This window comes from Citrobacter sp. S55_ASV_140 (assembly GCF_018919505.1).
GTDB classification, from domain to species: domain Bacteria; phylum Pseudomonadota; class Gammaproteobacteria; order Enterobacterales; family Enterobacteriaceae; genus Citrobacter; species Citrobacter werkmanii.
Genome location: NZ_JAHLQZ010000252.1, coordinates 1 through 4,639, shown reverse-complemented (window position 1 = coordinate 4,639; position 4,639 = coordinate 1). Strand labels below are relative to the sequence as shown.

Sequence of the window (4,639 nt, the reverse complement as noted above, 5' to 3'; positions counted from 1 at the left end):
ACAATAAAGTGACCATTATGTAGGCTGGATAAGCGTATCGCCATCCGATAAAAAAGCCCGGTGTTTAAACACCGGGCTTTTTATTAGTTGCGGTACAGCACTTTAATGATGTGGTAACCGAACTGAGTGTGCAGCGGGCCGGTTGGCTCCAGCACCGGGCAGGAGAAGACCACTTTGTCGAACGCCGGCACCATCTGGCCCTGACGGAATTCACCTAAATCGCCACCGCGTTTGCCCGATGGGCAGATGGAATGCTTCTTCGCCAGTTTGCCGAAGTCGGCGCCGTTTTTAATCTGCTCCAGAAGATCCAGTGCCAGTTTCTCTTCTTTTACAAGGATATGCACTGCTGCTGCTGTTTTTGCCATGATCGTGCCTTCAAAAGGGAATATATAAGGCTGGCGATTTTAGCATGGCTTATCGGCGATACAGCACCTTGATGATGTGATAGCCGAATTTGGTTTTGACCGGCCCGTAAGGTTTAAGCAGTGGGCAGCTAAACACGGCGGCATCAAATGGCCCGACCATCATCCCCTGTTTGAACTCACCCAAATCGCCGCCGTTGCGCCCGGATGGGCAGCGAGAGTAGCGTTTTGCCAGGTGATCGAAGCTAATACCGCGATCCAGCTTGCTCAGGATTTCCAGAGCAAGTTTTTCTTCTTTTACCAGGATGTGCAGGGCTGCCGCGCTCTTAGCCATTATTTTGTTCTCATGTCTCAAAGATATCTCGTTACTTTATCATCCGCCTTCGCCGTGAACATATACTCTTCGCCATCACGGGACAGATGTCTCGCCTGATGTATGGAAGCGAGAGATGAGCGACATTTTTATCTGTCCTGTTCCTTCTTGTCACGGACAGCCGTCCTGTCCCTACCGCTGTGGAGCGAGATAACATGGATACAATGAAAAAACCTGAATTTTCAGTCGGCTGGCTTTCCGGGCTTAGTGATATTGTTCGCGATCCACAGCTTTATGAATTACTGAAATATTGCCCTCTGGAAATCATGCAGCAATGGCGCTTTGAAGAGATCCCGCGTGGAGACTTTATTTGCCGGCAGGGGGAAATATGTCAGCGCTTTTCGCTGATTATTGCTGGCGAAGTGGATGTGTTCTATGAGGCTGAAGATGGACGTCGTTATCGTCAGGCCCGCTACCGGAAAGGCGACATGCTGGGCGAGCTCGAGATCTTTGAGTCACGTCATTACATCTGTTCGGTGGTGGCGGTAGGGCATGTGCAGCTCCTGAGTTTGTCGCAGGAATATTTTTGCCGCTGGCTGGCCTTAGATAACCATTTTAACCAGCGGATGCTGCGCTTCTTTAGTCAGCAATATTATCAGCTGTCAAAAAAGGCCAGCAGCGACAATCTTTACTCGCTGCATCAGCGAGTATGTCAGGCGTTATGGCTGCGTTATCAACAAGATGGCACCAACGCAATCTTGCTGGATAAGCTAAACCTCAGCGAGGAGCTGGCGGCGACGACCCGTAGTATTAATCGTATTTTACATGATCTGAAAGCGTTACAGATTATTGATACCGATGGTGAAAGCATTGTGTTGTTAGTCCCTGAAAAGTTAAAGCAGGAGGCTGATATCGGATAACCGCAAGAGTGAAGGAGGCGCGAGAATGTCGCTGCAACCCCATATCCAGTTAAGCAAGGAGATGACCGGCGCACGCTATGCGCTGCTGCCGGGCGATCCGTTGCGGGTGGACCGCATCGTCAATTTTCTTGATAACCCAGAACTGCTTGGTCAAAACCGGGAGTTTCGCGCCGCGCGAGGTTGGTATAAGGGCGTCGAGATTTTGGTGCTCTCTACCGGGATCGGCGGGCCGTCTACGGCGATTGCCATTGAAGAACTGCGCCAGATCGGCCTAACAACCCTGATTCGTATCGGTAGCTGTGGGGCGTTGCAGGATAATCTTGCGCTCGGTGACGTGATTATCGCCCATGCCGCAGTAACGGATGACGGGACCAGCCGTACCTATGCGCCAGCAGGCTATCCGGCCTGCACCGACCCGCAGTTAACCTGGGAACTGATGGTGCAGGCGCGCCAGATGAATATCCCCGCCGTGTGCGGCCTGGTGCGTAGCCACGACAGTTTTTATACCGATCGGGAAGCAGAACTGGATGCGCAGTGGTCGGCGCTCGGCGTTCTGGGCGCGGATATGGAGAGCGCCGCTCTGATGACTATCGGCGCGCTGCGAGGGTTACGTACGGCGTCATTACTCAACGTGGTGGTTGCCCACAACGGTTGTCTGGATAGCAGCATCAATGATTATGTCCAACAGGACGCGTTGTGCCAGCAGGGTGAAGAACGGCAAATTGCCCTGGCGCTCCGCGCCATTTATTCCGTCAGCCAGTCAGGAGGTCAGTGATGGACTTTTTTAGCATTAACAATGTGATGGTCAACATTCCTCTCGGCGAAGGCGGGTATGCGCTATCGTGGATTGAAGCCATTGGTACCGTATTTGGTCTGTTATGTATCTGGTGTGCCAGCCGGGAAAAAATCATCAATTACCTGTTTGGCTTGATTAACGTCACACTGTTTGCCGCAATTTTCTTCCAGATTCAGCTCTATGCCAGCCTGCTGCTGCAGGTGTTTTTCTTCGCCGCTAACATTTACGGCTGGTATGCGTGGAGCCGGCAAAACGAGGCGCAGGAAGCTGCGCTCAAAGTACGTTGGCTTTCCCGTCAGCAAACCCTGGTACTGGGCAGCGTATGCGCGGTGGCGATAGTTCTGATGACGCTGTTTATCGATCCGGTGTTTTCGGCGCTCACCCGCATCATGATTGCCCTGCTGCAAACATTTGGTATGCAGGTCGCTATGCCTGACCTCCAGCCCGATGCCTTCCCGTTCTGGGATTCCACCATGCTGGTATTGTCGATTGCGGCCATGGTACTGATGACGCGTAAATATGTTGAAAACTGGCTGCTATGGGTACTTATCGATGTTATTAGCGTGGTTATATACGCGGTGCAGGGCGTTTACGCCATGTCGCTTGAGTATGTCCTCCTGACTGCGATTGCTGTCATGGGAGCGTACGGCTGGATCAAAAGTGCGCAGCGAAATGGCTATACACCGCTTGCCGCGACGGTCTCCTGATTGACCCGATTTTCTGGCTACCCGCAAGGGTAGCCAGTTACTCTTTCTCCCCCTCTTTCTGCTACAATCCACCTCCCCGTGTTTACAGATTGAGCAATCCTCTATGCGTTTGAACCCCGGACAACAACAAGCCGTCGAATTCGTCACCGGACCTTGCCTGGTGCTGGCGGGAGCTGGTTCCGGTAAGACGCGTGTTATCACCAATAAAATCGCGCATCTGATTCGTGAATGTGGCTACCAGGCACGACATATTGCGGCCGTAACCTTTACCAATAAGGCTGCGCGCGAGATGAAAGAGCGCGTGGCGCAAACGTTGGGGCGTAAAGAAGCACGCGGGTTGATGATCTCCACTTTCCACACACTGGGACTGGATGTCATTAAGCGCGAATATGCGGCGCTGGGGATGAAGTCGAACTTCTCGCTGTTTGACGATACCGACCAGGTGGCCCTGCTTAAGGAACTGACCGAAGGGCTAATTGAAGACGATAAGCTTATTCTCCAACAGCTGATCTCGACGATCTCCAACTGGAAAAACGATCTGATGACCCCGGCGCAGGCGGCGGCCAGCGCGAAGGGCGAACGCGATCGTATTTTTGCCCACTGCTACGGTTTGTATGACGCCCATATGAAGGCGTGTAACGTTCTCGATTTTGACGATCTGATCCTGCTCCCGACGCTGCTGCTTCAGCGCAATGAAGAAGTGCGCGAACGCTGGCAGAATAAAATCCGCTATCTGCTGGTGGATGAATATCAGGATACCAACACCAGTCAGTACGAGCTGGTGAAGTTGCTGGTGGGGAAACGGGCACGCTTCACCGTCGTGGGCGATGACGATCAGTCGATATACTCCTGGCGCGGCGCGCGTCCGCAGAACCTGGTGCTGCTGAGTAAAGACTTCCCGACCTTACAGGTGGTTAAACTGGAGCAGAACTATCGCTCCTCCGGGCGCATTCTCAAGGCGGCGAATATTCTCATCGCTAATAACCCGCATGTGTTTGAAAAGCGACTCTTTTCTGAGCTGGGCTATGGTGCGGAGCTTAAGGTATTGAGCGCCAATAACGAAGAGCATGAAGCGGAGCGCGTCACCGGTGAACTGATCGCCCATCACTTCGTCAATAAGACGCAGTATAAGGACTATGCGATTCTGTATCGCGGCAACTATCAGTCGCGGGTGTTTGAAAAATTCCTGATGCAGAACCGCATCCCGTACAAAATTTCCGGCGGTACCTCGTTCTTCTCTCGTCCGGAGATTAAAGACTTGCTGGCCTATCTACGCGTACTCAGCAACCCGGATGACGACAGCGCGTTCCTGCGCATCGTTAATACGCCGAAGCGCGAGATTGGCCCGGCGACGCTGCAGAAATTAGGTGAATGGGCGATGACGCGTAATAAAAGCCTGTTTACCGCCAGTTTTGACATGGGCCTGAGCCAGACGCTGACCGGACGCGGATATGATTCACTGACCCGTTTTACGCACTGGTTGGGTGAAATTCAGCGCCTGGCAGAGCGTGAGCCCGTTGCGGCCGTGCGCGATCTTATCC

General features: G+C 52.9%; 6 protein-coding genes. 4 read left to right on the top strand and 2 right to left on the bottom strand.

Annotated elements, in window-relative coordinates; translation table 11 throughout:
* Nucleotides 1-83: 83 nt before the first annotated feature.
* Together ppiC (KQJ18_RS21695) and ppiC (KQJ18_RS21690) are read right to left on the bottom strand one after the other, a co-directional pair.
* Nucleotides 84-365, bottom strand: coding sequence for a peptidylprolyl isomerase PpiC (gene ppiC, locus KQJ18_RS21695; RefSeq protein ID WP_003017999.1), 282 nt, complete (start codon nt 363-365; stop codon nt 84-86).
* A 49-nt stretch (nt 366-414) separates the two neighbouring features.
* Nucleotides 415-696, bottom strand: a complete 282-nt coding sequence (gene ppiC, locus KQJ18_RS21690; protein WP_038634595.1) for a peptidylprolyl isomerase PpiC — start codon at nt 694-696, stop codon at nt 415-417.
* Nucleotides 697-890: 194 nt separating this feature from the next.
* On the opposite strand from ppiC (KQJ18_RS21690), the gene KQJ18_RS21685 reads away from it, so the two are divergent.
* The 4 genes from KQJ18_RS21685 to KQJ18_RS21670 all read left to right on the top strand — a co-directional run.
* Complete coding sequence (locus KQJ18_RS21685) at nt 891-1,595, top strand: Crp/Fnr family transcriptional regulator (protein WP_085049762.1); 705 nt, start codon at nt 891-893, stop codon at nt 1,593-1,595.
* 25 nt (nt 1,596-1,620) lie between these two features.
* Entirely contained in the window at nt 1,621-2,370 is a 750-nt protein-coding gene (locus KQJ18_RS21680; RefSeq protein ID WP_216422720.1) for a nucleoside phosphorylase, read from the top strand.
* The gene (gene pnuC / locus KQJ18_RS21675) at nt 2,370-3,098 is read left to right on the top strand and encodes a nicotinamide riboside transporter PnuC (RefSeq protein ID WP_069325100.1); all 729 of its coding nucleotides are present in this window, start codon (nt 2,370-2,372) and stop codon (nt 3,096-3,098) included. The genes KQJ18_RS21680 and pnuC overlap by 1 nt, the downstream gene beginning before the upstream one ends.
* 103 nt (nt 3,099-3,201) lie before the next feature.
* Nucleotides 3,202-4,639: UvrD-helicase domain-containing protein (locus KQJ18_RS21670; protein WP_216422719.1), on the top strand; the 1,438-nt coding region annotated here is incomplete at its 3' end.